Source organism: Bacillus sp. TL12 (assembly GCF_022625245.1).
GTDB lineage: Bacteria > Bacillota > Bacilli > Bacillales > Bacillaceae_G > Bacillus_A.
Genome location: NZ_JAJJBY010000040.1, coordinates 1 through 25,666, shown reverse-complemented (window position 1 = coordinate 25,666; position 25,666 = coordinate 1). Strand labels below are relative to the sequence as shown.

The 25,666-nt window shown below is 34.8% G+C and carries 27 protein-coding genes, 2 pseudogenes and 1 riboswitch; of the genes and pseudogenes, 20 read left to right on the top strand and 9 right to left on the bottom strand.

From position 1 onward, the window contains the following. Positions 1-32 precede the first annotated feature (32 nt). Both LOK41_RS24105 and LOK41_RS24100 read right to left on the bottom strand, forming a co-directional pair. Positions 33-1,496: an amino acid permease gene (locus LOK41_RS24105; RefSeq protein WP_241818627.1), complete on the bottom strand. Its 1,464-nt coding sequence runs from the start codon at positions 1,494-1,496 to the stop codon at positions 33-35. Positions 1,497-1,609: 113 nt separating this feature from the next. Further along, a riboswitch (Lysine riboswitch) is annotated at positions 1,610-1,802 on the bottom strand. Positions 1,803-2,141: 339 nt separating this feature from the next. After that, positions 2,142-3,041 (bottom strand): sulfite exporter TauE/SafE family protein, encoded by a 900-nt coding sequence (locus LOK41_RS24100; RefSeq protein ID WP_241818626.1) that lies wholly within the window; start codon positions 3,039-3,041, stop codon positions 2,142-2,144. A gap of 209 nt (positions 3,042-3,250) precedes the next feature. Between LOK41_RS24100 and LOK41_RS24095 the strand changes: the two genes are divergently transcribed. From LOK41_RS24095 to LOK41_RS24070, 6 genes are all read left to right on the top strand, one after another. Next, positions 3,251-4,054, top strand: coding sequence for a VOC family protein (locus tag LOK41_RS24095; RefSeq protein ID WP_241818625.1), 804 nt, complete (start codon positions 3,251-3,253; stop codon positions 4,052-4,054). Between the two features lie 14 nt (positions 4,055-4,068). Further along, positions 4,069-5,010, top strand: coding sequence for an aminoglycoside phosphotransferase family protein (locus LOK41_RS24090; RefSeq protein WP_241818624.1), 942 nt, complete (start codon positions 4,069-4,071; stop codon positions 5,008-5,010). Between the two features lie 14 nt (positions 5,011-5,024). Further along, entirely contained in the window at positions 5,025-5,765 is a 741-nt protein-coding gene (locus LOK41_RS24085) for a metallophosphoesterase family protein (protein WP_241818623.1), read from the top strand. 141 nt (positions 5,766-5,906) lie between these two features. Continuing rightward, positions 5,907-6,110 (top strand): hypothetical protein, encoded by a 204-nt coding sequence (locus LOK41_RS24080; protein ID WP_174100655.1) that lies wholly within the window; start codon positions 5,907-5,909, stop codon positions 6,108-6,110. Positions 6,111-6,261: 151 nt separating this feature from the next. Continuing rightward, positions 6,262-6,753 (top strand): RNA polymerase sigma factor, encoded by a 492-nt coding sequence (locus LOK41_RS24075; RefSeq protein ID WP_241818622.1) that lies wholly within the window; start codon positions 6,262-6,264, stop codon positions 6,751-6,753. Then, positions 6,753-7,661, top strand: a complete 909-nt coding sequence (locus LOK41_RS24070) for a sigma factor regulator N-terminal domain-containing protein (RefSeq protein ID WP_241818621.1) — start codon at positions 6,753-6,755, stop codon at positions 7,659-7,661. Before LOK41_RS24075 ends, LOK41_RS24070 begins: the two co-directional genes overlap by 1 nt. Before the next feature lie 153 nt (positions 7,662-7,814). Here the strand turns inward: LOK41_RS24070 and pdxR are convergent, their stop codons facing one another. After that, entirely contained in the window at positions 7,815-9,257 is a 1,443-nt protein-coding gene (gene pdxR, locus LOK41_RS24065; RefSeq protein WP_241818620.1) for a MocR-like pyridoxine biosynthesis transcription factor PdxR, read from the bottom strand. A 129-nt stretch (positions 9,258-9,386) separates the two neighbouring features. Here pdxR and LOK41_RS24060 point away from each other — a divergent pair, with 129 nt between their 5' ends. After that, entirely contained in the window at positions 9,387-10,298 is a 912-nt protein-coding gene (locus LOK41_RS24060) for a DMT family transporter (RefSeq protein ID WP_241818619.1), read from the top strand. Positions 10,299-10,334: 36 nt separating this feature from the next. On the opposite strand, the pseudogene LOK41_RS24055 reads toward LOK41_RS24060, so the two are convergent. Beyond that, positions 10,335-10,781 (bottom strand): annotated as a pseudogene (locus tag LOK41_RS24055) (NUDIX hydrolase). 130 nt (positions 10,782-10,911) lie between these two features. Here LOK41_RS24055 and LOK41_RS24050 point away from each other — a divergent pair. Together LOK41_RS24050 and LOK41_RS24045 are read left to right on the top strand one after the other, a co-directional pair. Then, positions 10,912-11,313 carry a DUF3980 domain-containing protein gene (locus tag LOK41_RS24050; RefSeq protein WP_241818618.1) on the top strand — a complete coding sequence of 134 codons (402 nt, stop codon included), beginning with the start codon at positions 10,912-10,914 and terminating at the stop codon, positions 11,311-11,313. A 793-nt stretch (positions 11,314-12,106) separates the two neighbouring features. Then, positions 12,107-12,931: a VanW family protein gene (locus LOK41_RS24045; protein ID WP_241818617.1), complete on the top strand. Its 825-nt coding sequence runs from the start codon at positions 12,107-12,109 to the stop codon at positions 12,929-12,931. Positions 12,932-13,338: 407 nt separating this feature from the next. Here the strand turns inward: LOK41_RS24045 and LOK41_RS24040 are convergent, their stop codons facing one another. The 4 genes from LOK41_RS24040 to LOK41_RS24025 all read right to left on the bottom strand — a co-directional run bounded on the left by LOK41_RS24040 (position 13,339) and on the right by LOK41_RS24025 (position 17,253). Next, positions 13,339-13,923, bottom strand: a complete 585-nt coding sequence (locus LOK41_RS24040) for a class I SAM-dependent methyltransferase (RefSeq protein WP_241818616.1) — start codon at positions 13,921-13,923, stop codon at positions 13,339-13,341. 78 nt (positions 13,924-14,001) lie between these two features. Next, on the bottom strand, positions 14,002-14,436 hold the full coding sequence (locus tag LOK41_RS24035; RefSeq protein ID WP_174100647.1) for an Rrf2 family transcriptional regulator: 435 nt from the start codon (positions 14,434-14,436) through the stop codon (positions 14,002-14,004). Positions 14,437-14,914: 478 nt separating this feature from the next. After that, on the bottom strand, positions 14,915-15,892 hold the full coding sequence (locus LOK41_RS24030; protein WP_241818615.1) for an ornithine cyclodeaminase family protein: 978 nt from the start codon (positions 15,890-15,892) through the stop codon (positions 14,915-14,917). A gap of 59 nt (positions 15,893-15,951) precedes the next feature. Further along, on the bottom strand, positions 15,952-17,253 hold the full coding sequence (locus tag LOK41_RS24025; RefSeq protein WP_241818614.1) for an MFS transporter: 1,302 nt from the start codon (positions 17,251-17,253) through the stop codon (positions 15,952-15,954). 180 nt (positions 17,254-17,433) lie between these two features. Between LOK41_RS24025 and LOK41_RS24020 the strand changes: the two genes are divergently transcribed. The 5 genes from LOK41_RS24020 to LOK41_RS24000 all read left to right on the top strand — a co-directional run bounded on the left by LOK41_RS24020 (position 17,434) and on the right by LOK41_RS24000 (position 20,507). Next, entirely contained in the window at positions 17,434-17,904 is a 471-nt protein-coding gene (locus LOK41_RS24020) for a GNAT family N-acetyltransferase (protein WP_241818613.1), read from the top strand. A gap of 31 nt (positions 17,905-17,935) precedes the next feature. Next, positions 17,936-18,505, top strand: a complete 570-nt coding sequence (locus tag LOK41_RS24015) for a histidine phosphatase family protein (protein ID WP_241818612.1) — start codon at positions 17,936-17,938, stop codon at positions 18,503-18,505. A gap of 170 nt (positions 18,506-18,675) precedes the next feature. Next, positions 18,676-19,713, top strand: coding sequence for an NAD-dependent epimerase/dehydratase family protein (locus LOK41_RS24010; RefSeq protein WP_241818611.1), 1,038 nt, complete (start codon positions 18,676-18,678; stop codon positions 19,711-19,713). Positions 19,714-19,929: 216 nt separating this feature from the next. Beyond that, positions 19,930-20,148: a penicillin-binding protein gene (locus tag LOK41_RS24005; RefSeq protein ID WP_241818610.1), complete on the top strand. Its 219-nt coding sequence runs from the start codon at positions 19,930-19,932 to the stop codon at positions 20,146-20,148. A 140-nt stretch (positions 20,149-20,288) separates the two neighbouring features. Further along, positions 20,289-20,507: a penicillin-binding protein gene (locus tag LOK41_RS24000; RefSeq protein ID WP_241818609.1), complete on the top strand. Its 219-nt coding sequence runs from the start codon at positions 20,289-20,291 to the stop codon at positions 20,505-20,507. A 98-nt stretch (positions 20,508-20,605) separates the two neighbouring features. Here the strand turns inward: LOK41_RS24000 and LOK41_RS23995 are convergent, their stop codons facing one another. After that, the gene (locus tag LOK41_RS23995; protein ID WP_241818608.1) at positions 20,606-21,133 is read right to left on the bottom strand and encodes a hypothetical protein; all 528 of its coding nucleotides are present in this window, start codon (positions 21,131-21,133) and stop codon (positions 20,606-20,608) included. 349 nt (positions 21,134-21,482) lie between these two features. On the opposite strand from LOK41_RS23995, the gene LOK41_RS23990 reads away from it, so the two are divergent. From LOK41_RS23990 to LOK41_RS29355, 6 genes and pseudogenes are all read left to right on the top strand, one after another. Beyond that, positions 21,483-21,824 (top strand): PadR family transcriptional regulator, encoded by a 342-nt coding sequence (locus tag LOK41_RS23990; protein WP_174100642.1) that lies wholly within the window; start codon positions 21,483-21,485, stop codon positions 21,822-21,824. Continuing rightward, on the top strand, positions 21,821-22,333 hold the full coding sequence (locus LOK41_RS23985) for a hypothetical protein (protein WP_241818607.1): 513 nt from the start codon (positions 21,821-21,823) through the stop codon (positions 22,331-22,333). Before LOK41_RS23990 ends, LOK41_RS23985 begins: the two co-directional genes overlap by 4 nt. 8 nt (positions 22,334-22,341) lie before the next feature. After that, positions 22,342-23,811, top strand: coding sequence for a serine hydrolase domain-containing protein (locus LOK41_RS23980; protein ID WP_241818606.1), 1,470 nt, complete (start codon positions 22,342-22,344; stop codon positions 23,809-23,811). A 31-nt stretch (positions 23,812-23,842) separates the two neighbouring features. Next, positions 23,843-24,310, top strand: coding sequence for an NUDIX hydrolase (locus LOK41_RS23975; protein WP_241818605.1), 468 nt, complete (start codon positions 23,843-23,845; stop codon positions 24,308-24,310). Positions 24,311-24,424: 114 nt separating this feature from the next. Continuing rightward, positions 24,425-25,411, top strand: a complete 987-nt coding sequence (locus tag LOK41_RS23970; protein ID WP_241818604.1) for a DUF4003 domain-containing protein — start codon at positions 24,425-24,427, stop codon at positions 25,409-25,411. A gap of 183 nt (positions 25,412-25,594) precedes the next feature. After that, positions 25,595-25,666, top strand: a pseudogene (locus tag LOK41_RS29355) (IS6 family transposase); the annotation flags it as partial.

Here is a 25,666-nt window from a genome sequence, read left to right as displayed (position 1 = left end):
GAGCAAACACTATGTTTGCTCACCTTTATCACTTATAGTTCACATTTATCAAGAGGCACTACTTTTGTTTTCTTTGTAAATTTATATCCTAACCACATTGCTAGGAAGAGAGGTAAGCCGATATAGGAAACGAGTACACCGTTCCAATCGATAGATTCACCCATAAATGCACCGTAGTTTTGTCCGAGAATAACAATTACACAAAGTGCAAATGCAAAGATTGGACCAAATGGGAACCATTTTGCTTTATAAGGAAGGTCATTTAAATCTTTTCCTTGTGCAATATATGCTTTGCGGAATCGATAGTGACTAATTGCGATACCTACCCATGCGATAAAGCCAGACATTCCAGAAGCGTTTAATAGCCAAACATATACAACGCCGTCGCCATATAAAGAAGCTAAGAAAGCAGCACATCCAACTAGAGATGTTGCAATTAAAGCGTTAACGGGTACACCACGACTATTTAGTTTTCCTAAAAATTTTGGTGCCTTTCCTTGACGTGCTAAGTCCCAAAGCATACGAGTACAAGCATACATACCAGAGTTACCAGCCGATAAAACAGCTGTTAAAATAACGGCATTCATAACAGAAGCTGCAAATGCTACACCTGCTTTTTCAAATACAAGTGTAAATGGACTTACTGTTACATCACTTGCTGCAAGACTTTCAGTTGTATAAGGAATCAATAAACCGATAACAAGAATGGCAAAGATGTAGAATAGTAGAATACGCCAAAAGATAGAACGAATTGCTTTTGGAATACTACGTTCTGGATCAGCCGTTTCACCAGCAGCTACACCCAATAATTCAGTTCCTTGGAATGAGAAACCAGCAGCCATAAATACACCGATGATTGCCATGATGCCGCCGTTAAATGGTGCATCCGCAACAGTAAAGTTTTTAAATCCAACAGGTTCGCCGCCCATAATGCCGAAAATCATCATAAATCCAACAATTAAAAAGATAATAACAGTTGCTACTTTAATAAGAGCGAACCAATACTCTGCTTCACCAAATCCTTTAACAGATAAATAATTAAAAAGAAATATAATAGCTAAACAAAGACCACTCCAAATTAAAGAAGGAGTATTTGGAAACCAAAATTTCATAATTAATGTAACTGCTGCTAGTTCAGCTGCAACAGTAATTGCCCAGTTATACCAATAATTCCAGCCGAGTGCAAAGCCAAGTGATGGATCGACAAATTTTGTTGCGTATGTGCTAAATGAGCCGGTGACAGGCATATACGCTGCGAGTTCTGCTAAGCTTGTCATTAAAAAGTAAACCATAATTCCGATTGCCGCATAGGCTAAGAGAGCTCCGCCAGGTCCTGCCGTGTGAATGACACCACCACTAGCAAGAAAGAGTCCGGTACCAATTGTACCGCCGAGAGAAATCATTGTAAGGTGGCGAGATTTTAACCCGCGCCTTAGTTCGCCTTTTCCTTGTGTAGATTGAGTTTTAGAGGTAGCTTGATTCGCCATGCTATTCATGTTCAACACTCCTTTTCTTGTAAGATTAGGAAGGAACGGGGAAGAAAAATACAAAAAGCCGCCAAAGGAATTTGGCGGAACGTTTCACAAATAACCACCCCATCATACCCTTCCGTTAAGATAGCACCCCACGTTTACACGGTACTTTGTAAACGTGACAGTTCTGTTCCTATTCGGAGACAGCCCCAGTTCATACTTCCAGAGAAGAAATATAAACTTCGGCAGCATTTCCTTTCAAACGGATTCATTGACATTCTCTGTGTCTCATCCGTTTTACTAATTAATGCCGCAACCTCTACCTCATCGGATTGATGAGGATTTATTTATTGCTATGATTTTTGATATATGGCAATTGTAATTAGTTTCTGAAAATATTGCAAGGAATTTTTGTAGGAAAATATCACAAATAATCGGTTATTGTATAGGAAGCGTTTTCAAAACTCCGCCCGAACCAACCTACTTAGGTATGTAAAAAATGAAGAAAAAATTGTTATACAAATGTTTCGCAAAAAGATAGGGAAAATCCTCTAAAATTAAAAGAAAATTCAGAAAAATAAAATTCGACACAGATTATGGCGAATTTTATTTCGAAAAAAATAAAAAAGGTAAGCAAACATATCATTTGCTTACCTTACTATTTCTCTTTTACGGTAAAACTCGTTTTTGTCCAGCTGTATAGCCAACATTTTGTTTTGCAGATGCAGAATGATTTCGAACTGAAATGAAAAGTGCAATGATAACGACAAGACCTACTGCAATGTAGGAAAGATTAATAATTGTTGGATCTACTTTAAATGATGTAAGCAGCGTTCGGATATTTGTAAAAATAATGAGTCCACCAACGAGTACGCCAAGTAAATGAGAAGGGACAATTCGTACTAACCACGCAGCGATTGGGGCTGCCAAAATGCCACCTAACATAAGAGCGAATACCCAAACCCAGCTAACTTGCTCCCATCCTAATGAAATGAAAAATCCAATTGTTGCGGCTAAAGATACTGGGAATTCACTCGTATCAACAGAGCCGATTACTTTTCTTGCTTCATTCCCTCGTGCAAGGAGTACGGGTGTTGTAATTGGTCCCCAACCACCACCGCCAGTTGAATCAACAAATCCTGCAAATAATCCTAATGGAATAAGTTGTTTACTAGACATACGTTTATTGGATTTCACAATCTGTTTTTGAATAATAAATCGTAGTAAAATATAGACGCCTAAAGTAAATAAAAAGAGTGAAATGTACGGTTTAATTAAGTCTCCAGGTAAGTTACTTAAAAAGCATGCACCAACAAAAGCACCAATTGCACCGGGTAGTGTGAGTCTAGAAACAGTGTACTTATCAACGTTTCCAAATCGAATATGAGATACGCCCGAAGCTGCGGTTGTCACAACTTCTGCTAAATGAACGGAAGCGGAAGCGACTGCTGGTGCAATTCCGAACATTAATAATAATGAGGAAGACGTTACGCCGTACGCCATTCCAAGTGCTCCATCAATCAATTGAGCAAAAAAACCAATAATAGCAAAGACAATTAATTTTTGCATGTATAATCCCCCTGTAATAATAAATAAAAAGGCTCTTTTCTCAAGTGAGAAAAGAGCCTTTGGTTTTTCCAATCAGCTTAACATTAAGTTTTTATTATTATAATGCATATTAATCTGATAAAGCAACTAGGTTTTTGAAGTTTTTTAAATTGATTGAAATAACAGAACAGTTATATAATAAAAAGATGTAGAAAAAGGGAGGGAAAAGCATGTTAGCATTTGATCATCTCGTTCATGCTGTTAGATGTATGCCGAAAGAAGCTGAAAAACAAATGAAGGAGCTTGGATTTCATACGGTGCAAGGCGGAGAACATACGAATTGGGGAACATGGAATAGTTTATGTTATTTTGATTTATCTTATATTGAATTTTTAGCAGTACAGCATGAAGATAAAGCGAAGCAAGCGGACAATCCACTCGTTCAGGAGGCTGTTACTAAATTACAAGATGCAGAAGGAATGCTCCAAATTGCTCTTCGTACCGATCATATTGAGGAACTAGCTGTAAAGCTTGTGGAAAAAGGGTTGCAAGTGAAAGGACCATTTGAAGGAAAGCGAATGAGAAACGATGGTCATCTTATAGAATGGAAAATGTTATTTGTGAAGCAAGAAGGAAGTAGTCCGAAATTACCTTTCTTTATACAGTGGCAAGAGTCTGATGAGGACAGAAGATTAGATTTACAAGAAGTAGGTGTCATTGCCCCGCATCGCAATGATGTAACAGAAATGCAAACAATATACTATGCTGTGAAAAATGTACGTGAAACAGTGGAGCGGTGGAAAGAAATATTTGAAGTACAAGTAAGCTCTTCCGAAGTTCATAAAGAGTGGAATGCAATTTGTCAAAGTGTATTGCTTGAAAATGTAAAAATTCAATTTTGTGAGCCGCTTGGTGAAGGATTTGTACAAGAACAGTTATTCGAACATGGGGAATATCCTTTTGCTGTTGAATTGCAAGGAGTAAATAAGCAGAAGGGAAAACAACAAATATTAGGTAGTTTATACATATATTAATTGAGGTGGTCTATGTGAAAGACGTGTTAAAGGAATTAGAAAAACAATTAGATTGGCCTCGCATAGTAAAATGTACCGTTATTTCAAAAGGGTTTTCACTAGATCAAAAGTATAAAATTGAATTAGCAAATCATGAACGCTATTTTATTAAAGTATGTGATAGTTTGGCTCGTGAACGTAAGCTTGAAGAATATGAATATATGAGTTGTTTTGAATTATTAAAAATACCAATGCCAAAACTACTTCATTTCGTAAATCTCGATAAATTAAACCAATGTGTACAAGTTTTTGAATGGATTGATGGAGAAGATGGGGAAGACATACTTGGGAAGTTAACTGAGAAAGAGCAATATTTAGCTGGAAAACGGGCAGGGGAAGTATTAAAGACAATTCATTCAGTGAAGAGAAAGAATGTAGAAGAATCCTGGGAAGCATCTCGGTGGAGTAAGTACGAGAGATACCTGCAAGCATTAAAAGAATATCAGACTGATTTTATTGATCTACAACCGGTGTTAACCTTTGTAGAAAATCATAAACAGTTATTGCATGGTCGTCCTGTCGTATTTTTACATGACGATTTTCATCCAGCGAATCTTATGCTCCATCGTAATGAGTTTCGTGCTGTTATTGACTTTGCAAGATTTGATTTTGGAGATCCAATTCATGATTTTTACAAAATGTCTTTGTTTACAGTCGATATAAGTGAACCATTTGCGGTTGGACAAGTTCATGGATATTGTGATGGTGAACCGCCGCTTCATTTTTGGAAATTATATGCATTGTACGCAGCGATGATTTTCCCAGCAGATATTGTGTGGGCAAATCGAATCACACCAAATATGCTAGATGGAATGAAAATGAGGTTAAGAAGAATTATAGAAGAACATAATGGTTTTGCATCTTATATCCCAAGTTGGTATAAATCTTTTCATAAAGATATAATAAATATAGAATAACGGGAGGTGTACATATGGATAAAATAGCAGTTATTTCAGATATTCACGGTAATATTCCTGCGCTAGAGGCAGTTCTTGAAGATATAAAATTAAAAGGAATAGACCGGATTTTTTGCTTAGGCGATTTAGTAGGGAAAGGACCACAGTCTAGCGATGTCATTGATATCGTTCGCAAAGAATGCGAACAAGTTGTGATGGGAAATTGGGATGATTTTATCACAAAACCGACTGAATTTGAGACGCTAAAGTGGCATCAAAAACAGCTTACAGAAGAACATGAGAACTATTTAAGAGGACTACCGTTTTCAATTGAGTTTATGATGAGCGGGAAATTCATTCGAATGTTTCACGCTTCACATCGAAGTCTATATGAAAGAATTCAACCGTATGCATCAAGAGAAGAGCGCGTAAGCATGTTTGAAAATAGTAATTTGGCAGAAAATATGGAAGGTGAAAGAACACCAGATGTCGTTTGCTACGGAGATGTTCATCAAGCATTTGTTCAAAATTTTAGAGGGAAAACATTATGTAACGCAGGAAGTGTAGGGAATCCACTTGAGATTACACAAGCTTCTTATTTGATTTTTGAAGGGGTGTATAATCAAAAAGAAGCAGCGAGTTTTTCCATTCAACTTGTTCGTGTTCCGTATGATATTGAACGAGCGATTCAGCTAGCGAAAGACGTCGACATGCCAGAGCTTGATGAATATGCAGAAGAACTAACTACCGCGAAGTATCGTGGGTTGAAAAAATAGATAATCCTAAAAAATTCAAATTAAAATAGTATATTAGAAGTGAAAATTACCATATATTTGTATGTTCCTCCTTATGCATAATGTATAATGAATGTATACATAGAATTTTCTGTCAAATCAAAAAGCATAGGAGGTTATTTTATGAATAAAACTTTTAGAATATTAATGAAAATCACACCGCCTCTCAGTATATTTTTTATCTTAATTGGCTTAACGCTTGGAGTAATAGGGGCATTGGATCATAATATAAAAACAATAACTGGATCACTATTTATTATTGCACAAGCCGTAATTGCAATTATATATACGAAGTCTTTTAAGAAAATATGGGCTAATAAGATTTGAATAATGAAAGAAAGAGGTTCATTTTGATGTATTTGACTCAAAATGAATCTTTTTTTATGGACTTTATATTATAAAAAATGCAGAAAATGTTAATTGGCTGTATACATTTTCTATTGTTTATTCGTTGTATAAGTAGAAGGGAGGAGGAAGAGTGGATATAGAGGATGTATTGGCCTCCTATCTTATCAGTTTAGGAGAGGAGGTTTTCAAAATAGTAATAGCTAAAGGAGCAAAAAAAGAAGATGCAGAAGATATCATTCAAAATACTTTTTATAAAGTGTACACATTGTTAGATGATTTAACAGAGAAAAATATCCGTCCGTGGTTTTTTAGAGTTGCATTCAATGAGTATATTGATTTGAAAAGGAAAAAGGAACGACAAAACATCTACCTCACTGAAGAAATTTATTCAAAGTTGCAATATACAGATTGCGAATTTGAAACGATTTTAAATAAGGATGAAATTTTCAATTTATTAAAAGATGTAAAAAAAGAATATAAAGAAGTTTTCTTTTTAAAGTATTACTATGATCTTTCGTATGAAGAAATAGCGATTATTTTGGATATTAAAGTACATAGTGTAAAGCAAAAATTATATCGGGCACGAAAGCTTATTTACTCAAACGTAGGAGGGAGATATTAATGGATACTTCGTTAAAAGATGCCTTAAAAAAAGCGAAAAGAAAACAATTATTCAAAACAATTATTATTTCAATTATTGTTATATTGGTACTCTTACCTTTATTTTATAAAACGGGTAATTATTTTGCGGCGAAAAGCTCTACAAAACTTCATGAGAGACTATTTTTACATAATATAATTGCAGAACCTAATATTCAAATTGATTCTCAAGTCATGAGTAATTCTTCTATGTTTGGTGGCAACATTGTAACAAATCGTTCTAAAAATATTAACGGATATTTAGTACGATGGAGTACATTGACAAGTTCATATGATTGGCTCGGTATCAATATTGACCATAACGAGTTAATACCAGGATCTTATTGGTCTAATACAGAGTTTTATGAGTATGATAAACAAACGAAAAATAAAGTTGCAACATTTTATCATCCGTCTATTAAAAAATACTATAATGGTGTGCGAAATGATTTAGGGGCAATTTCGCAAATGGAAAATTACGTTGCAGAAGTTGCGATTTCCTTTGATCGCCCATATACATTAAAAGAAATTCAAGAAAAAATTCCAGGTAATTTAAACATCGTATGGTGGTATATGACCTCATCAATTGTAGATGAAAGCAAGGGGCCTGCTGGTGTGCCGGTTTATGGATTTAATCCATCTGATTCACTGAAAGAGTCATACAGTGAATTTATTGATGCACTTAAAAAATATGATTTAGGTAGTGATAAAACAATCCAGGATTTTTTGAAGTTAAATAAAAATAAACAGTTTGATGAGGTGAAAATCTTAGGGGTAATGCTGACTGGTCAAACCAAAAATTTCAAAGCGCTAGAAAATCAAGACTTTATCCGAGGAGCCTCTGTAGGAGCTACTGCACCAATAGTTCCTTATATAAAGCCAGAGAAATAGAAAAGGAGAGGTCAAATTGGTCGTTTGGCTTCTCCTTTTATTTTCATTAATCCTACTATTTGTTGGCTAAGGGTCAGTAGGAGTCTTACTGTCTATAAAATTCCGATTGGTGGTTAGTAATCAATCGGTATGGGAGGTAAAATACCCAATGATTTACCTCTTGCAAGTTTTAATAGCTGCATACAAACGAGAAATCCCCTCATCAATTTGATCAATATCTACTTTCCCATACGATAACCGAATATAGCCATCTTTCGCACCAAAAATACTGCCAGGCATAAAGGCTACTTGCTGTTTTAAACTTTGCATAATCAGCTGTTTTTCGTTAATAGGCTCCTTTAATTTCCCCCAAATATAAATACCGCCATTCGGGTTTGAAAAAGAAATTTCATCTTGAAGATAGGAGTTTAAAGAATCGACAAGAGTATTTCTTTTTTGTACGAGCTGCTTTCGTAATTGCTCCATATGTATATCAAAAGGAACCGTCTCAAAAAATTGCTGCATGAGCCATTGAGGAAAAATACTCATTCCTAACTCCATTTGATGCCGTGCATCTGACAATCTTTCTATGACTGACTGCGGGGCAACAAGCCAGCCGATTCGAAGACCTGGAGCAATCATTTTCGATAATGAATGAACATAAATGACAGTTCCGTTCTCATCAATCGACTTCAAAGTAGGGCAAGGTTGTTTATTTTCTAGTGTTAGTAAACTAGAAGGATCATCCTCAACGATCGGAATCCGCAAGTCTGCGCAGAGTGATAACAGTTTCTTTCTACGATTTGGATGAAGCATTGTACCCGTTGGATTTTGGAAATTTGGATTTAAAAAAATCATTTTAATCCGGTGATTTCGATATAGTTCGTGCACATCTTCCGGATTCACCCCATGTTCATCGACAGGTAATGGGAAAATACGAATGCCTGCTGATTGAAAGAGCGGTAAGGAATAACAATGTGATGGGCTTTCAAATGCTACAGCATCACCTGGATTTAATAAACATTGAACGATAAGATGAAGCGCTTGCTGGGCACCGGAAGTAATCATAATCGATTGTTCTGTTGCCTCAATTTTCAAATGATCCCTCATATATTTTGCTGCTGCTTGTCTTAACGGAAGATAGCCTTGTGGATGATCATAGCTAAGTGACTGCGTTAAAGGTTGTTTATGTAAAATTTCTTGCAATTGCTCATGGGGGAACAGGTTACAGCCAAGTTCTCCATTTGCAAAGTCAATGATATTTTCATTTTGCTGTACTTGTTCGCGAATATGACGAAGCAGTGGCAAATTCGGTAAAAATGTACCACCTTCTACGAAACCTCTCCAGTTGGGTGTGAAAGTTGGTGAAACACCCCACATATGTGTACTGACACGTGTGCCTCTTCCGGTTGTACTCTCGACGATTCCCATAGCGCGAAGTTCATTATAAGCAGTTGTTACAGTACTACGGTTCACATTTAATTGGATTGCTAGTTTTCGTTCTGAAGGAAGGAAGCTACCAGGGGGAAGCTCTCCATACATAATTCGTCTTTCAATATAGTCGACAACTTGTTGGTATATTGGGATTTTACTTTCTGTATCTAACTGCCATTCCATATATAACGACTCCTTAATGTTTTAGCTATTTTCATTATAGCAAATTGGCTGGGTGAAAAAACAGCCAATTGGACGGTGTAGTATGCAGCCAATTTTACTATGCTGATAGTAGTGGAAGGGGAGATTCGGATGAAACGATGGCAAATGGAATGGCTCCTAATATCAGTTGCTTTAGTATGGGGAGCAAATTACACAATTGGAAAATATGGAGTGGCGTATATGTCATCCATTCAATTTAATAGCTTACGATTTTTAGTGGCATCTCCGGTATTATTATTGATTACATTTATTTTAGAACGATCGTTACGTATTGAAAGAAAAGATTGGCTTAGATTAGTAGCCGTTGGAATTGTTGGAACAACGTTATATCAAACGTTATTTATGTTATCTGTAAAATATACATCAGCAACAAATGCGTCGCTGTTAATTGCAATGTCACCAATTTTTACAGGGATTTTAGCAGTATTACATAAACAAGAGCGTTTTTCGATGAAAATTCAAATCGGCTCTTTATTATCGTTTAGCGGGGCAGCGCTTGTATTATTGACAGGGCATACGAGTCAATCTACATATGAGTATGCTTGGTTAGGAAACGTAATTGGATTAATCGCTGCGATTGCGTGGGGCTGGTATCCAATACTTGCACAACCGCTCATCACAAAATATTCAGCGATGCGAGTAACTTCTTGGTCTACATTAATTGGAATTGTGCCGTTAGTCATATATTGTTTATTTAACGTAAATACATTAACTTGGCCAGCGGATGTATTAAGCTGGGGTTCATTAGGATACTCCATTGTATTTGCGACAGTTTTTGGGCTAGCGATGTGGTATGTCGGCATCAGCAAAATTGGTTCTACAAAAGTAATGGTCTATATGTATCTCGTACCACTATTTGCTGTCATTGTCGCTGCAGTAACAATTGGAGAAAGAATGAATATGATGCAATTAGTCGGCGGGTTCGTTATTTTTATCGGTTTATATGTTGTGAAAAAAGGAGCGGTAAAAAAGCCGACTCTCAATTTGAAAAAAGTAAGTTAATGTTAAGATGAGCTCTTTCTTAGGAAAGAGCTCATCTTATTTTTGTAATGCTAGAGCTTGCTTCACAGCCCATTGTTGGTGTTCGTGTGTAAGTAGGTGTTGTGCTTCAGAAGGGGACAGCCATTGTAACATATGATCTTGCTCCATTCTATCAGTCTGTTCATCTATCTGCTTGCAAAGATAGAAATAACCGTCATTTAAATAATATATATCTTCTTTTTCAGCGTAAAAATATTGTTCAGCGTTGCCGATATACTACTTAATCTCTATCAGCCAGCCTAGTTCTTCTAATAGTTCACGGTGCAAGAATGCTTTCCTTGTTTCGGCATTCTCTATACCGCCTCCTGGCAAGAAATACCTTGTTCCTTTTTTGATAACAGCTACTTTTGAGCAGGATTCATCAAAAAAAATGGCATAGCAACTAGGGCGTAATATATAGTGTTGGTTCTCCTTTTTATAACCAAAAGAGGGCTTTAGACCCATATAGAAATTTCTCCTTTCACAATATATAATTTCAAATAAAATTGTAAAAAAATTCAAATTCAAAAGGGGGTATAGTCAAAAGAGCGAATATAGTAAGTATAAATGGCATACATAGGGGAGGGCAATCAGCATGATAAAACGAAAGTGTTCACGTTGTAAAGAGATAACTGGAACGATGCACGGGGGAAAAGCGATTCAAGATGAATTTTTATGTGAAGATTGTTTGCAAAAAGGGGTAGAGAATGGGGAATTTGAAATGCCACAAGAAAAACATTCCTATCTCTCTATAAAAATATTAAAAGTGATGAGCGTGATTTATTTAGTCGTTTCAATTTTAGCTTCGGTATATACCGCTTCTCTTATAAATGGACCTAGTCATGGATTTCAAACATCTATATCTGTCGAAGGATCTGGGGCAGTGGGCTTTATTGTATTAGGTTCCATATTTCAATCTATTTTAATCTTTTGCGCGATTTGGGTATTTATTGTGTTAGTAGAAACGGTGATTAAAATTTATGAGAAAATGAAGTGAGCGAATATATAGAAATCATTCCGAAAGCCCTCAAGATATATTGAAAACTTCCGATGTATCTTTGAGGGCTGTTTGTAATTGAAAGTGAAATTGTATATCGTAGGTGAATTATATATTTTTTGGTAGTAATATTTATATGGTTGCATATTATATTACTTTAATGATATATAATGGTGTTATTTACATTTTTTGTATAGATGAGGGGAGAACATGGAATGTGTTAAAGAAGAAATATAATATGATTGCAATTGGAGCAAATATTCTTTTCTCGCTATGTTGGATTATGGTGCTTAAGTATAGTACTTATAATTATGCTGCCGGCGGTGGGGACCAAAGGAAATTAAAGTTTCTATTCTATTAGATATCTTACAGATGATCATTCTTTTCATATCGTTAGTGTTTGCGTTGGTTGCAGTATATATAAATGATGAAAAAGTGTGGCTATGATATGTAAATGCGAGCATAATGCGTATCTATTTTATTTTAACCGGAATGTATGATTGTATCATTATTTATATACTCATTACGGAGCCAATTCATTTACAAATGTTGTTTCAATTTATTTTATGGTAAGTAGAGTATAAAAGATTGATAAGTATTTCATGAAGTATTCATTTTATAAAGCAGAGATTTTGTATAAGTGATTATAGTAGTTTGAATGATGATGACAAACAAAAAATATATACTATAAGGGAATACAGTAAGATATACATATCAATTTGCTTAGTGATGATGAATAAAGTATAAATTTGAATACATTATATAGTTGATATATAAAGGAGCTCAGTTCTCAATGGCAAGAACATTATTAACAGAAAGGTTTCCTTTTCTAATTCCTATTAGAATTAGGCAACGTAGGCTGTTTAAAAAAGTTTGTGATTGTCTTAAAGGTTATAAATTTTCAAAAACATTTGAGCAAAACCCTTTACCTTACAGGATTTATAAACATAAATATTTGCTTATTAGAAAATTAGGTGATACAGATATACAACTGCAATATAACAAAATCACGAATCTAAAGTTAGCCATCTCTAAAATAAACCACGTTGTAATTAAACCGGGAGAAACATTTTCATTTTGGCACCTTGTTGGTAATTCTAGTGAAAAGGCTGGATATAAAGAGGGCATTATTTTAATGAATGGCGAAGCGATAAAGGGAATAGGTGGTGGTCTCTGTCAGTTAGGGAATCTTCTTTACTGGATGTTTCTTCATTCAGAGTTAGAAACAGTGGAAAGATATCGTCATAGTTTCGATCCATTCCCTGACTATGGACGTGTGATTCCATTTGGAACAGGCGCGACTTTGATGAATGGGATTATTGATCTGAAATTGAGAAATAATTCAAATATTTACTATCAAGTTAATCTACATCTTGATGAAAAATACATCTATGGAGAGATTAGGGCATCTCAGTATCCTCCATATACGTATTCTATCGTTGAAGAAGATCATCGCTTTGTGAGAAAAGTAGATGGTCAAGTATACAGACAAAATAAAGTGTATAAAAAAATAGTTGATCGTGTCACAGGTAATTTAGTTGGCAAAGAACTAGTCATGGAAAATGATTGCTTAGTAAAATATGAGGTAGATGATGAGAAAATTATAGGTTCTTTATAAACAATGCTTTTCACTTATCTAAAGATATTTGAAAAAACTGCGTAGTTGTTCACTGTAGTAGCATGGCTTGTGGATTTAGAGGACATTTTTGATTCAATTCGTGATAATGGTGCTGATAAAAGATAAATAGAAAGAGCATGTTTTGAAAAAAGATGAATCAAAACATGCTCTTATTTCATTGCTCAAATGTTTTATAAAAAAATTTGATTGTTTTAATGAGTCTTCCGTAGCTAAAGCCACCTTAGTTGCAGAAGGCTCATGTATAGTTGACGGAAACTGTATATGAACGGAGTAAGATAATGGTTTATATATTTTTTCTGATAAGTAGATCTCGATTTTTTGCTCCTCATATTAAGTGAAAATAAGGTTTTTTCATTTACAATAAAGTCGTAAAGAGTGTGCAATAATTATTTTTTTGCAATGATAATATATATAGCATCTGTTGGATATAATTTCTGTATTACCTTTAACCCGACATTCGTTATTTCTTTTTCCATAATCGAAGAGGCGATTCTAGGGTGGCTATCGGTAGGATTATTTTTCTTTTCAAATTCAATACATACGAAATATCCATCATCTTTAAGTACTTGTTTAATTTGCTGTAATGAATGAGATAGCTGCTTAACCTCATGTAGAACTAATGAAGCTAGTGCAAAGTCAATTGAATTTTCAGATAGCGGAATATCATCAATACTACCTTTAAGAGATTTGACATTTGTAATATTTTCTTTTTTTGCCTTAGAATTTATAACTTCTAACATATTAGAATCTATATCTAATGCATAAACTGACCCCTCCACGATTTTAGCAGCAGGGATTGTAATATACCCAGTACCTGCACCTAAATCTAACATAGTATCAGCTTTCTTAATAGGAAGCATTTTCAGTAGCTTTTCTGGAGGTATATCTCCTCTTCTTTTAGGATTATCAAGAAATTCAATTTTTTTTGCTAAGTGTTTCATTTCTTTAGAATGGAACTCTTTCTTTTTCATATAAATTATGCTCCTTTTAATTAAATATATTAAAGACTCTTAATATCTTCAATTGATTTAAAAAAATAATTAGATTGATTAACAATCACAATTATTTTTCTTTTTTGATTGGATTTGTTTTGCAATATCAATAATATACTTTTTGTTTAGTTCATCTTTCATCTTATTTTCTGCATCAATCATTACATTCTCAATTAAACAGTCTTCATTTCTAAATAATTTTTCATGTTCCAGCGAACAACTGAATAAAGTTGTTTGACCTTCAATAGCATGAATGACATCTAAAAATGAAATATTATGAGACTGTCTTGCTATACTATATCCACCATTAACACCAGGATTTGATTCAATTAGTCCTGCTTTAACAAGCTTTGTTAAAATTTTAGAAAGGTATGTTGGTGAGAGATTTTGAATTTTAGCTAACTGTTCTACTCCAGTTGATTTTCCTTTTGGTGTTAGTGTTAAATATACCATTGTGTGTAAAGCATAATTTGTGGCTTTTGAATATTTCATGACTTTCCTCCATTATAAATACATTAAAGACCTTTATTGTCTGGAATTCATTTTAATTTAAAGTGAAAAAAATATCAAGATGTTTACACCTTCTCTTTCATTCAGAGGCAGACCAGATTACGCACCTATTCAACGAATCTACCCTTTAGCGTAATAAGAAAAAGCGAAACACTATCATTTTTTAAATTTCCATCTGACTTTTATTCACATTACTCAAATTTTTTTACACCTTTTGTTTCTTATTTTCTTGTAACCTTCAAAATCTTTTGGATAATGTCAGAGGTGTTGATTATACTTTCCTTTTTCAACAGCTGCAGTATAGAAGGAAGTAATTTTTGATGAACATGAAAAAAGAGCGTAGTAATATACGCCCTTATACATTGAAATATTCACTATAAACGCTAAAATATTGCACTTGTGAAGGATAATTATATAGATTGTATTAATGTGGCCAGTTACTTTATAGGCACTTTTCAAATCACTTTACGGATGACTGTTTCATATATTTTTCATAAATCGAACTTGCCACCACTGTATCTAAAAAGGCAACTCCAACTGATTTGAATAGGGTAATTTCATTAGGATTTGCTCGTCCTTGTTTATGCCCTAAAATAATATCCCCAAGCTCACTATATATATTTGAAAAATCCCATTTATTATTTTCAATTGCGATTAGAAAATCTCCAGCTTCATGCTGCACACCTTCTAGTGTATCTACAATAATTTTCTCGCTGCGCTGTAATGTAGTGAAATCGAGCTCTTGCATATGAGGTTGATAAGAGCCAATTCCATTAATATGAGTACCGGGTTTGAGGTATTTCCCATCAAAGACAGGAGTAGTGGACGTGGTACTGCAAATGACAATATCAGCCATTGCAACCGCATCGTCAGCTGATTCCATAATTTCAATGGATCCACTCCAATTTGGATATAAGGAGTGTAATTGGTTTTTAAATTCAAATGCTTTTTGTATTGTACGATTCACAAGAAGAATGCGCGTTAGGGAACGAACTTCCATAACAGCTTGTATTTGCCCGAGTGCTTGAGCGCCGCAGCCAATAACAGTGCAGATGCTAGCATCTTGGCGAGCGAAATGTTCTGTCGCAATACCGCTCATTGCCCCTGTTCGAAGCGTCGTTAAATAAGATGCTTCGATTGTTGCGACGTGATTACCGGTATTTGTTTCTGTTAAAACGATCAAGCTCTGTAGTGCTTTTTTTCCTTTTTTCGTATTTTGAGGGAAGATACTAACAATTTTCGTAGATGCAAATTCGATAGGAGCTACATAAGAGGGCATGTAAAGAGAGTTTGCCTCTTCTTGAGAGTGTTGTATATTCAGCCTGACAGGTGTTGTGATTTCGTTGTTCATATAATACTGGAATGCTTTTTCTACATCTTGCAAACAATCTTTCATTTTATAAACATCTTTTACCATTTCTTCTGTAATATGAATCATTTCAATTATCCTCCTTTTTACTAGAAAAGGGGGAAGCTGCAAATCCCCCGATGGGCTAACTAGGCTTGAATATCTTGATTTTGTACATTCTCTGCAATTTGCTTTGTTGAAACGGCAGCGATTGCAATTAAAGAGATGCAGCAAGTAAGTACAATATATAGCGCTACTGGAATCCAAGAACCGTTATATAAATTCATTAAATAAGCAGCAATCATCGGAGCCGTTCCGCCAGCAAGTGCAGCACCTAATTGATAGCCTAATGTAACCCCCGTATAGCGTACTTGAGTGGAAAAAATCTCAGAGAATAATGTACCTAATACAGCTGTTACAGGTGCCCATAAAATACCTAAACCGATAACAGTTGCGATAATGATAGAAAAAGTAGTTCCTTGATTTAATAGTAGGAAATAGGGGAAAGCATATAAAAGCATAGCGATCGTACCCCATATGTACATTTTCTTTCTTCCAATGGAATCTGAAAGTTTTCCCATAATCGGAATCATAATCGTCGTAATGAACATAGCGATTGTAACGGCGTTTAAGACAGTTGTATTCGGTAATTTTAGCTGCGATGTACCGTAGGAAACAATGAATGTAGAGAAAATATAGAAAGGAGCTGTTTCAGCTACCTTTGTACCTGTCGCAATTAATACGGATTTCCAGTGATGGCGTAATGTGTCGGCAATGGGTAGTTTTGAAATATTTCCGCTTTCTTTTGCTTTTTTGAAATCTGGTGTTTCATCTAATCCATTTCGAATCCATAATCCTATGAATACGAGTACGGCACTCAGAATAAATGGGACTCTCCATCCCCATGTTACAAAGTTATCACCAGAAATCATTGTCATAAAGGAGATTGCCGCAGTTCCAAGTAACATTCCAATGGTAACACCTGTTTGCGGGATGCTACCGAAAAATCCCTTTTTATCTTTCGGCGCATATTCGACTGCTAGTAGTAAAGCACCACCCCATTCGCCACCAATTCCTAATCCTTGGATAATTCTTAATAAGATTAAAAGAATAGGAGCGAGTATACCAATACTTTCATAGGAAGGAAGTAAGCCAATACATACTGTCGCGCCTCCCATAAGAGATAGAGTTAATACAAGTGTCTTTTTTCGACCGATTTTGTCACCGATATGACTGAAAATAATACCTCCAAGTGGGCGAATGAAAAACGGGATACCAAAAGAAAGATAGGAAAGCATGAGCGCGACAAGAGGATCTTCGTTTACGAAAAATAATTTGTTAAATACAAGTGCGGCTGCAGTTCCATATAGGAAGAAATCAAACCATTCAATAGAACTACCAATTAAACTAGCAATGAGTGCTTTTCTTTGGACAGAACTTTGTTGTTTCATTTGTTCACCTCTTATGTTTTTAATATTCTAATTATTTAAATATCTTACAAAAAATACTTTTATATGTCAAAAAATTCAGATTAGAGGAAGCGAGATTGCTTGTAGCAAATAATATAGAGTGTGCTTTCAGATTGTACATACGGAATCAACTTGGGAATACTAGGGCAGGGGGAAAAGAAAATGAAAGCGAGAAACATACAAGGGGAAGATTATGCAGTGATTCATTCTTTGATTAACGAATGGTGGGACGGAAGAAATATGGCGGATATGCTGCCAAAGTTATTCTTCGTTCATTTTCAAGAAACGAGTTTTGTCATTGAAGAGGATGGAGAAATGTTAGGTTTTTTATGCGGATTCTTATCGCAAACATATAAAGATGAGGCATATGTTCATTTTATTGGAGTGAATCCAAAGTATAGAAGAAAGGGAATTGCTTCTGCACTCTATTCTTACTTTTTTGATGCGGTACGAGTGAATAATCGTCATATTGTAAAAGCTGTAACATCACATGTTAATAAAAGGTCTATTCAATTCCATCAAGAAATTGGATTTGAAATTGAAGCAGGTGATGGGGAAGTGGATGGAGTATCTGTACATACAAATTATGATGGAGATGGAGGGAGTAGAGTATTGTTTGTGAAGAGGGTATAGATAATTATAAACGGTGTAAAGGATGGTAAGGATGAATACTGTTATTTATATGGTGAGACATGGTGATTCACCAAAAACAGAAGGAAATGAACGAACAAGAGGATTAACTGAAAAAGGGAAAATAGGTGCTAATCGAGTAACTGACATATTACAAAAGGAGGGTATTGAAGCTGTAGTTTCAAGCCCATACAGTCGATCCATTTTAACGATTCAGAGATTAGCAGAGCATTTAGGGCAAGAGGTTCTTGTATTTGAAGACTTAAAAGAGCGAGTTTTTTCTACTGGGGATAAGCGAATATATGATAAGGAATTAATGCCTTTATTAAAGAAGTCATTTTCTAATCCGAACTTCGCTTTAATGGGAGGAGAATCTAATGCAGCCTGTCAAGAGCGGGCTATAAGAGTTTTAAAAGAATTATTGAACACTTATCGAGGACAGAAAGTAGTATTAGGCACTCATGGAGCTGTTATGACTTTGATGATGGGGTATTATGACAGTCAATACGATGTGAATTTTTTACTACATACATCAAAACCAGATATATATAGAATGGAATTTCATGGTCAGGAATTGGTGGAGGTTAAAAGATTGTGGAAATAAAGTGAAAATTTAAAGATAATGTTGTCATCCAAAAAGTGCCATACTATTTTGAACAAAAGCAACATCATTTATTAATTTTTTCATCATCTCCCGTAACCTTTTAAGTAGGAAAATCGTTATTTAAAATGAATACTAAATTAATAGGTTATGAAAATGGAAGGGGGAAATATATGAAAGTCCTTATATTAGGGGGAACCCGTTTTTTAGGAAGAGCTATGGTAGAAGAAGCGTTGAAAAGAGGGTATGAAGTTACCTTGTTTAATCGTGGTACGAATAAAGATGTATTTCCTGAAGTAGAGCAACTAACCGGCAATAGAGATAGCGATGTATCAGCCTTAAAAAATCGGAAGTGGGATGTTGTCATGGATACATGTGGATTTGCGCCTCATCAAATCCGCAAAATCGCAACCGAACTTGGAGATAACATCGAACATTATACATTCATATCAAGTATTTCTACTTATAAAGATTGGATTCCACTTCATATTAAGGAAGACTATCATTTACAGTCTATGCCACCTAGCGATAAGTTGAAAGCGGTTGAAGAGGGAGAAATATCTCCCTACGAGTATTATGGCGCATTGAAAGTTTTATGTGAGGAAGAAGCAGAAAAACATTGGCCGGGTCGTGTGTTACATGTAAGGGCAGGGCTTCTCGTTGGACCATTTGACTATTCGGATCGACTTCCGTACTGGGTTCAGCGTGTATCACAAGGTGGAAAAATAATGGTGCCGGGGCGTTCAGACCGTCCTGTTCAATTAATTGATGTAAAAGATGTAACAACTTGGGCGTTCGATATGGCACAAAAGAGAAAAGTAGGTACGTTTAATGTAACAGGGCCGAATGATGAATTGACGATAGAAGAATTATTAAATGCTTGTAAAGCGGTAACAAACAGCGATGCCGAATTTGTATGGGTAGAAGAACAATTTCTACTGGAAAATAAAGTACAGCCATGGACGGAGATGCCTTTATGGATTCCTGAAAATTTCCCATTAGAAGGAGAAACAGAACCATGGAAAGGTAGTTTTTTCATTAGTATAGAAAAAGCAGTTAACGCTGGTCTTTCTTTTAGACCTATTGAAGATACTATTTATGATATGTATCAATGGGAGAAATCGAGGGGAGATATAGAGCGAAAAGCAGGTATATCAAGAGAAAGGGAGTTGGAATTGCTAGAGGCTTGGTTTCAAAAAGAGAAATTGTGATGAGGATATATATGTATCCAACAGAGGAGAATTTATTTTGGATAATAGTTTTTGTATTCTCATATGTAGGATTTTATACATTGTTGTTATAGCGAGGATTCTAAAGATCTTCGCTATTTTTTTGTTTTCCTTTTTATAGAATATAGACTAGTAAACAAGCTATTCTTGTATTTGAACATATAATAGAATGAATTCTCTAGAAGGAGGTGCCTATAAATGACTAATAATCATGATAAATGCGTATGCGAACAATTATCAACTTTACCATTAGGTACAGAAGTAGATATTTTTTTAAGTGGCAATATAATCGAAGACGTAACTTTTGTTAATTTCAATATGGAAAATTTCTGTGCAACTTTTGTAGATAATACGACAGAACTAGGAACTGTAATTGTTTTAGATTGTGGAGATATTTTAGCACTTCGAATTCAATAGTTAGATAGGAAAAAGATTATTCTTCGTTAACTTGTATATAATGGTAAAGCGCCTCTCTTTCAGAATATAGACTAGTAAACAAGCTATTCTTGTATTTGAACATATAATAGAATGAATTCTCTAGAAGGAGGTGCCTATAAATGACTAATAATCATGATAAATGCGTATGCGAACAATTATCAACTTTACCATTAGGTACAGAAGTAGATATTTTTTTAAGTGGCAATACAATCGAAGACGTAACTTTTGTAAATTTCAATATGGAAAATTTCTGTGCAACTTTTGTAGATAATACAACAGAACTAGGAACTATAATTGTTTTAGATTGTGGAGATATTTTAGCACTTCGAATTCAATAGTTAGATAGGAAAAAGAGCTGTGAAAAAAGCTCTTTTTCTTTTTATAACGAAGAATAAAAAGATTATTCCTCGTTAATTATGAGTATATTGATGCAATCTTATGGAGATGAAAATCTAGCTGCTTCAAAATGTGTTCCTTCGTTATCCAAAATAGTCATATTTCCTCCGCTAATCATTGTCCATGCTTGAACTTTATCCCTTTTATTTAATTGTAAAATCGTACTTACTCTTACGGCATGAGATCGTCCAGCTAATTTTGGTACAAAATAGTGATCTTCTTTAACAACATCGATATCATTTACACGTATTAACATTGTTATAGTGCGGGAAACATCAAAAGGAAACTTAGCAAGAAATGCTGCACCTGCATTAATAGCATATACTCCCTTTCTTGTAGGAACAAAGGTTGAATCGGATATATTATACTCATCTTTTAAATCAAATTGTTTCGTTTCATAAGTAATCTGTTGAAATTGTGCTGTAAGTATATTCTGGTTAACTGCTTTTATAGCTCTAAATGCGGAGGGTCTAATTAATTGTAGAAAAGCTACTATAAGGATTACCCCCTTTTTTACTAACGTATGAATGATACAAAAGGAGTGACTGGGCAAGAATTTTTGGGACATTAGAAAGAATGAGCTTGATGGCGATGCCCCCATGCCCTCAAGTTGAAATTTTATCCCGCTATTCGCGGGCAGTAAGACCACCTTAAAATTCAGGAGAAGCAGGGGGAAGGCTGCCCAAAAAGGGCTAATTCAGAAATAATCGAACTATTTATAAAAATCTTATACTTAATTAGCAAGATGAACTCCATTTTAAGCAACCTTTATGCAAAATGGAGCTTTTGCGTTAGTTAATATATAAGGGGAAGGGTCTTCATTTTTATCAAACTTTATTTTAATGATATGTAAATAAAAGTTAAAAAATGCTAAATATATACTTGAATGAAGTATATATTTTTGTTAAATTTATCCTATGGATAGAACAAGTTTAATTAAAGGTCATTTAGAGATGTGTGTGTTATCTATTTTGTCAAAGGAAAAAAGTTATGGATATGAAATTATGAAGGAGTTAGAAAAACACAATTTAAAACTGAAAGGAGTAGGAAGCATTTATCCGATTTTGACTAAGCTTAAAGATCAAGAATGGGTTCATACTTACCGTGAAATGACAGAAAGTGGTAAGGTTAGAGTTTATTATGAAATCAATGAAAAAGGGGAAATGTATCTTCAGAAAAAAATTAATGAGTGGTTGGAGTTACAACAGGATATAAAATCCCTACTGCAAAGTGGTTTGAAAGGAGAACATTTCGAATGAACATGAAATTGAATATGGAAGAAGAACATTTTTTAAATGAAGTTCTTGAAGAATTAAAACAATACAAGGTAAGTTCAAAAAACAGAAAGATTTTGAAACAACAACTTTTAGAGCATATACAAGAATGCCGTGAACACGGCCAAAATAGTATCAATGATTTAGGAGATGCAAAAACATTTATTAAAGATTTTTTAGAAATGAATGAAATAGATCTTTATTCTGAAATAAAACAGATACGAAAATCAAAAAATAAAATTGGAATTTTATTTGTGATTGGATTCGTTACTTCAATCGTTACCTACCTCACGTCACAACTCCTACTTTCTATGTTTTTAACAGAATCATTTAACCCACTACATACTAATAACTCGTTTAACTATAATATTTTGTATCACATAGCAGATAACTCTTGGTGGAACGCTCTGTTAATGATGACTAGCATTTCTATTTCGGCACTAATTTCCATGCTGGTAGTGTTTTATATACGAAAAGTAAATATAAGCAGGTGAAATTTAATATGAAATTACTAAAATTCATGATCGTTTTTATATGCTTATTATGGAATGTAGTTATTTTATTTCTACCAGCCTCGAAAGTCTCCGCAGAAAAAGATATTAAGAATATGATAGACAGCTACGTTGAAACTTTTTTAAAAGAACATCGAATTCCAGGAGCCTCAATTGCTATTGTTCATGAAAATGATATTTTCTATTCTAAAGCATGGGGTGTAACCGGAGAAGATGAAGAAAAAGTCACTACTAAAACTCCCTTTACTATAGGATCGATTAGTAAATCATTAACAGGTTTAGCCATAATGAAATTAATGGAAGAAAATACTGTTCATCTAGAAGATCCAGTTCAAAAATATATTCCATGGTTTACACTTAAAGATCAAGAAGCAGCATCAAACATAACAATTAAGCATTTACTTACTCATTCAAGTGGAATCAGTACGTATTCTGGTTTATCAATATCAGATAAAGAATCTAAAGACTTTCATGCTATTAAAAACAATGTAGAAAACCTATCAAATGTTACACTTACCGCTTCACCTGGAGAAAAGCATCAATACAGTAATGCCAATTTCCTGATTCTTGGTGCTCTTATTGAAGAAGTTACCAATCAAACATTTTCTAACTACATGAAGCAGGAAGTATTTTTACCATTAGGTATGAAAAGTGCCGCTGCTGATAATGATACTTCATATAAAAATGGATATCTTGCTGGTTATCAGTCATGGTTTGGAATTCCTCGGAAAAGTTCGATAACATATGATAATGGCGGTGCGCCATATGGATACATAACAGCAAGTGCGGAAGATATGGTTCAATATATAAAATTCCTTAGTGGACAAGAGAATGCCGATTTTTTAACTGAAAACATGATGAATCTTTATGTATCACCGCATATTCAAACCGGTGAAACCCGTTACTACGGATTAGGGATAAGAGTTACAAATCCAGATTCTGAGAAGAAAATGATATGGCATTCTGGTTCGACTACTGATTCACATGCAGAAATGTTTTTTATACCGGAAACGGGTTGGGGTGGTGTGATCCTCACCAATAAAAATCATATTCTGGAAGAAGAGGCGCTTTCCTATTTGAAGCAAGGCATTATAAATATAATAAATGGAGATGAACTAGTTGATATACCTTCCAATACTCCTATTGTTCAACTCGTTATAATTGGGGTAATATGCTTGCTTTTTATAATGCTTATTTACCTGTTTGTAAAGATGAAATCAAAAAAAATTCGTAAAAGAAGTATATGGTACATTTCCGGTCTTATTTTCTTCGGGCTATCTATTGCTACAATTCCGATATTAATTTATAGTACGGGTTCGCCATGGCATGCGATTTATATATTTTCTCCAGATTTAGCCTACTTATTAATTGGAGTGGTTACCTTTTTGGCACTTAATGGCTTGCTTTGTATCATAATTGCTTATAAACAGAATTTGCAAGTAAAATATTTTAGTAGTTAAATTTCAAATTATTTAAGGGGGATATATAACAATGGATCTAACATTCAAATCAGAAAAAACGTGTTTTAACTATCGAGTCGGTGCAGTATGTAAACAGAATAATAAAATGTTAATGATTCAAAATGAAGGAGAAGATTTCTGGTATGTACCAGGCGGACGGGTACAGATGCTAGAAAGTAGTGAAGCGGCGGTGAAGAGAGAACTTAGAGAAGAACTTGGGGTAGATGTGGATGTGAAAAGGCTGCTATGGACAGCTGAAAATTTCTTTACATATGATTCGCACCAATTCCATGAAATTAGTTTTTATTATGAAGTAGCGTTGCTGAAGCTTCCTGCAAAGGGAGAGGATACTTTTGTTCTTGAAGAAGACGGCAGAAGATATGTATTTCAATGGGTACCTTTAGAGCATGTAAGTGAATGTAACTTGAAACCGGATTTTCTAAAAGATAAAGTGCGTGATTTGCCGGTTCATATGGAACATATTATTAAGAATGAATAAGTATAGATAGGAAGATGGAAATTGGGACTTCACTAAGTCTGTATCAAAACAGTATTCCTAAATATGGAATATAGTATTATAGAAGATAAGTAGAAGAAAAACGAGGGGGTCGCTATGATTACATTACAACAGAAGTTGGAGCAGTACATACATATATATGGACAGTTAAAAGGGGAACTAAAGTGGAAAACGAGTGATTCTCGGACAGGAATGATGATTGCTGCCATGTATGCAGGCAGTGATAAACCATTTCATCTTGGGCGATTTTTAGAGATTAGTAGTTATATTAAAGATCAGGTAGGAATGTTTTCATACTTAAAGTCTTATCATCGCTTTGTGGTTGCGGCAACATTAGATATTCACTTTCCACATTACAAAGAAGCGTTTCGGAAGTTTCTAGACTTATATGAACGATTAGTTGCTGGTGGCTTTAGCCGAAGTATATTCACTTATCTGGCAGCAGCAGCGCTTTTATCAGGAGAAAATGGACAGCATGACACACGCATTCAGCGGTCCATGCAAGTATATAAACGCATGAAAGAGGATCACTTCTTTCTTACAGGACAAAATGATTATCCGCTCGCTGTTTTGTTAGCAGAGCAACAAGAGAAAGTAGAAACGCTTATGGACCGAGTGGAACGTCTTTATCAGAAGCTGGCGGCAGCTGGCATGCGCAAAGGGAATGATCTTCAATTTTTGAGTCATATTCTTTCTCTAAAGAAGGATGTTAGTGAAGATATTTTAGTAGCGCGATACACAAACATATGGGATTCGTTAAAGCAAGAAAAAGTAAAAGTGAAACAGATGCATTATCCAGCTATCGGACTACTTGCATTACTTGAAGATGGAGAGAAAGAAGTTCATTCTGTTCGAGCATTTATTGAGAAATTGCAGGGAGATAAGTTATTCCGGTGGCATAAAGATGTGAATATTCTTATTGCAATCCAACTGTTCGTAAGTCAGAAAGGTATGGAAAATCAAGCGACCAATACAGAGTTACAAACAATGATAGAGGTCCTTATTCAAGCGCAGCAGGCTGCTATGATAGCAGCGATTACTGCTTCCACTGCAGCAGCCTCTTCTGCTAGTAGTGGTTCATAATATGTACGATGTATGAATGTGAGCGCATTGTGGCGGTCCCGCCACATACCTATCAAGTTAAGAAATTGATTGTTCCCCAAAACGAAAAAAGTGAGTTGAACTCTCATAAACAAATGTGATGAAATAAATTTTACGTTTTTGGGACTTCGAAATATTAGCTTGATGGGCATGGGGTGGCACCCAAATATGCTTGGATTAAAATCATTGCAAACAGCTAAAAAAGTGATTGCTGGAATAGAAGTTATGCATATGATA